We start from the raw sequence: 4,731 nt of genomic DNA, 5'->3' as shown, positions 1-4,731 counted from the left end.
AATGCCCAGTAACTCATGCCAGACAGCAGCAAGGGTGATTTCAGTTTCTCCCTGAGGATCGGCATACTTCTGACGGGCAAACGCGTCCTCACCGGGCACCGGCAAAGCCTTGCGATCCAGTTTACCGTTCGGGGTCAACGGGAAACTATCCAGCCGCACAAATGCTGCCGGCACCATATATTCTGGCAGAACCACACTCAGATGCTCACGCAAGCTATTTGCCAGCCCTTCATCTTCATCTGCTACCACATAGGCCACCAGCCGTTTTTCTAGTCCGTCTCCATGTACCAGTACCACTGATTCACGCACTATCGGGTGTTCCATCAATCGGGTTTCAATTTCGCCCGGTTCAATGCGGAAACCGCGGATTTTCACCTGTTGGTCATTGCGCCCCAGATATTCCAGCGTGCCGTCCGACAGATAACGGCCTAAATCCCCGGTACGGTACATGCGGGCACCCGGGTTATCACTGAACGGATCAATCAGGAAACATTCTGCCGTCAGTTCAGGCAGGTTTAGGTAGCCCCGGGCAACGCCCACACCACCAATGTAGATTTCACCCATGCTGCCCAACGGTACAGGTTGCCTTCTTTTATCCAACAGATAGATGCAGGTATTCTGAAGTGGCCGGCCAATAGCACAATCTTCGCTCGGTGACGAGATTTCCTGACAGGTTGCCGTTACCGTATTTTCAGTCGGCCCATAGGCATTTAATAGCCGGGGTTGATAATCTTCCTGCCTGAACCAGTCTTGAATGGCATGTTTTCTGACTGCCTCACTCCCTATGATGATCAATCTCAGGACATCAGGCAGCTCCCGCTCATTGGCCGCCAATTCAGACCAAAACAGCGTCGGCAAAAACATAACTGTGATGCGGTGTTGTCGGGCCAAGGCGATAAATTCCGGTATGGAAGCCAGCCAGTCATCATCGCGAATAACCAGCGTGGCGCCATGACATAATGCCGAGAAACACTCCTCGACGGAGACATCAAAGGCAAACGCCGCAAACTGCAATACCCGATCCTGCGCCGTCACACCATAAAGTTCATTGACTCCCAACGTACGTTGATAAAGAGCCTGATGCTCCACCATCACCCCTTTCGGCTGTCCGGTAGAACCCGAAGTGTAAATCACATAAGCCAGATGCTGTGGCGTTAAAGCCGAAACTTGTGGGTTGCTGCCCGGTTGCTCCAGTTGTACTGTCGGATCAAGAACAGTCAACTCAGCCAATACCTTGTCGCACAATATGGATTGTCCAACCCTATCCGCCAATATCACCGATGGCGTACTGTCACTCAGAATATAGGTCAGACGCTCTGCTGGATAAGTGGTGTCCAACGGCACATAAGCTCCGCCCGCTTTCAGCACCGCCAAGAGTGAGATAATCATAACGGGTGAGCGTGCCACACAAATAGCGACTCGTTGTTCCGGCCCTATCCCCAGCGTAATTAACTGGTGCGCTAAACGATTAGCCCGGGTATTGAGTTCGGCATAGCTCAAGTACTGTCCCTGATACTCCAGAGCTGTGGCATCCGGCGTTTTTTCTGCCTGCTGTTCAAATAAATGATGGATACACAGTGCGTCAGGATACGGCGTTGCCGTTACATTCCATGTATTCAGCAATAATTGACGCTCTGCTGGCGCCAGCATATCAATGTTTCCCATCTTCTGTTGGGCATTGGTCACCATCGCTTGCAGCACAGCCTGTAAATACCCCTTGTGCCGCTCAATCGTGGATTGATCAAACAGGGCGCTACTGTAACTTAATGTCCCACTAATTCCACCGCCCTTTTCATACAGGTCCAGCTCGATATCAAACTTAACGATGTCAACAGCCTTATCAACCGGTGAGACCGCCAGATTCGGCAATACCCAGTCCATGTATTCATTGTTCTGCCAAGCAAACATCACCTGGAACAATGGAGTGTGCGCCAGCCGACGGGGTGGTTGCACAATGTCCACTACCTGTTCAAACGGTAGATCCTGATGTGCTTGGGCGGCTAATGCGGTTTCCCGAACTTGTGTCAGATATTCCGCCACCGTCAGTTCATCCGAAACCGTCATTCGCAAAGCCAGCGTATTGACAAAAAAGCCTATCAGCGGCTCCACTTCCTGTCGGCTGCGGCCGGCACTAGGGGTACCGATAACTATATCCTCCTGACCAGACAACCGTGATAAGACGATACCCCAGGCTGACAGCACGGTCATAAACAGCGTGACACCGTGCTGCTGGCTTAACTGTTTGAGGGCGGCGGTCAATGCCGGATCAAATCGGACAGGTACCGCTTGACCAACAAACGACTGTTCTGGCGGCCGGGGCCGGTCCGTGGGCAAATCCAGCAGCACCGGCGCATCCGCCAACACGGTACGCCAATAGTCAGACTGCGTCTGGGTACGTTCGGCGGAAAGCCACTGATGCTGCCAGACGGCATAATCCGGATACTGGATGGCCAGCGGGGGCAGCGGGTTCGGCTGCCCGGCCAAGAAGGCAGTATAGAGTGCGTTCAGTTCCCGTATCAGTATCGTGACTGACCAACCATCGGACACAATATGATGTTGGGTCAGCAAAAACTGATAATCGTCATCCGCCAATCGGATAAGCACCGCCCGGATAAGCGCTTTCTGGCTGAGGTCGAACGGCGCAGATGCTGTTTCAGTGATCAACTGTTCCAGTACTGTATCTGCCTCTGGGTGCCCGCGTAAATCATGTTGCACCAGTGGCAACCCGCTGTCTTCTGCCAACAACCGAACCTGCGGCTTACCGTCAACGGAAATAAAGACTGTGCGCAGCGCTTCATGCCGGGCAAAGACGGTATTCAATGCCTGTTGCCAAGCCGCTATATTCAGCCGGCCACGCAAATTCAGCGCTAGAGGGATATGATACGTTTCACTGACACCGTCAAGCTGGGTTAGGAACCACAAACGCTGTTGGGCAAAGGATAGCGGTAATTTCCCCTCTCGGGAAACGGACAGTATGACAGGCAAGGTGACATTGTCTTGGTTATCCCGCTGGGCCTGAACCGTCTGCGCTAAAGCCGCCAACGACGGTGAGTTAAACAACGCCGTCAGCGGCAGTTCCACACCCAATACGGTCATTATCCGGTTCATCACCCGCACCGCCAGCAGGGAATGTCCGCCCAGCGCAAAGAAATTGTCGTGTCGGCTGATTTTCTCAATACCGAGTAACTCACGCCAGACCGCAGCAAGGGCGATTTCAGTTTCTCCCTGAGGATCGGCATACTTCTGACGGGCAAACGCGTCCTCACCGGGCACCGGCAAAGCTTTACGATCCAGTTTACCATTTGGGGTTAACGGAAAAGTATCCAGACGTACAAACGCTGTTGGCACCATATACTCCGGAAGAACCTTACTCAGATGCTCACGCAGATTATTCGCCAACCCGTCTTCCTCGTCAGCCACCACATAGGCCACCAGCCGTTTTTCTAGCCCGTTTCCGTGCACCAGCACCGCAGACTCACGTATCGCTGGGTGTTCTACCAGTCGAGTCTCGATTTCTCCCGGTTCAATCCGGAAACCACGAATTTTCACCTGCTGGTCATTGCGGCCCAAAAATTCCAGATTGCCGTCTGGTCGATAGCGCGCCAAATCGCCGGTACGGTACATCCGTGCCCCTGGTTTTTCATTGAACGGATCAATCAAGAAACGTTCAGCGGTTAATTCAGGTCGGTTCAGATAGCCCTTGGCAACTCCGTCACCGCCTACATAAATTTCACCAACAGCGCCCAGCGGCACTGGTTGACCATCATCATCCAGCAAATAAACCCGTGTATTCGCGATAGGCCGACCGATAGGAATATTGTGTGCTTCCGGTGCCAATGTCGTGATACGGTATATTGTCGAAAAAGTGGTGCCTTCAGTGGGGCCATAAGCCTGCAACAAGTGTTGAGGCGTGTTATTTTCTAACAAACTGGCAATCACGTGTAAATCAGGAATATCACCGCCAAAAATAAGGGACTTTATTTGGGGCAAAACTGGCGATAGCGGTGCTGCCAGCCGGTTAAACAGGCCAATGGTTAGCCATAGAATAGTGACCTGATGGGCCTGTAAAGCCTGTACTAACGCCGGTGGGGTCAATAAGGTGGTACGGTCAATCACCACTAATGTCCCCCCGTTCAACAACGGTGCCCAGACTTCAAACGTGCTGGCATCAAAGGCCGGATTCGCTGTAAAGGCCACTCGATCATCCGGGCCAATTTCCGCATAGCCATTATTGATAACCAGCCGGGTCACGGCACAGTGTGGCACCAGTACGCCTTTGGGTGTGCCGGTGGAGCCGGATGTGTACATAATATACGCTGGTTCAACACTGGCACCGGACAATGCAAGATTGCTGAACGTTTGCCCATTATCGGTATTTTCTTCTCCTGAAAAACGCAATTGTGGCACAGCGAAATTAGCCGGTATGTTCATTTGGTCATCGGCCAGCAGCAACTGGGCAGCACAATCCTGTATTATCCAAAGCTTGCGCTCATCCGGCACACTCGGATCAATAGGTACATAAACCGCGTCAGTTTTAAGCACCGCCAGTTGAGCCACCACCAGCGCCACCGAACGTTCCAGTAGCAACGCAACATGTCCACCGGGACGAACGCCCTGCTTAATTAGCTCGCGAGCCAGTCGGTTGGCACGGGCATTGAGTTCGGCATAGCTGAGGGTGTGGTCTTCATGCACCAAGGCAATCGCTTCTGGAGTCTTCGCTGCCTGCTGTTC

General features: G+C 52.7%; 1 protein-coding gene. It reads right to left on the bottom strand.

What is annotated here, in order from left to right; translation table 11 throughout:
* Positions 1-4,731 (bottom strand): amino acid adenylation domain-containing protein (locus ACGF63_RS22310; protein WP_387633274.1); only part of this gene is annotated, 4,731 nt, incomplete at both ends.

Origin of the sequence: Photorhabdus sp. RM322S (assembly GCF_042879395.1) — a bacterium.
In the GTDB taxonomy this organism is placed as follows: domain Bacteria; phylum Pseudomonadota; class Gammaproteobacteria; order Enterobacterales; family Enterobacteriaceae; genus Photorhabdus; species Photorhabdus khanii.
This window is presented reverse-complemented; position numbering and strand designations above follow the sequence as displayed.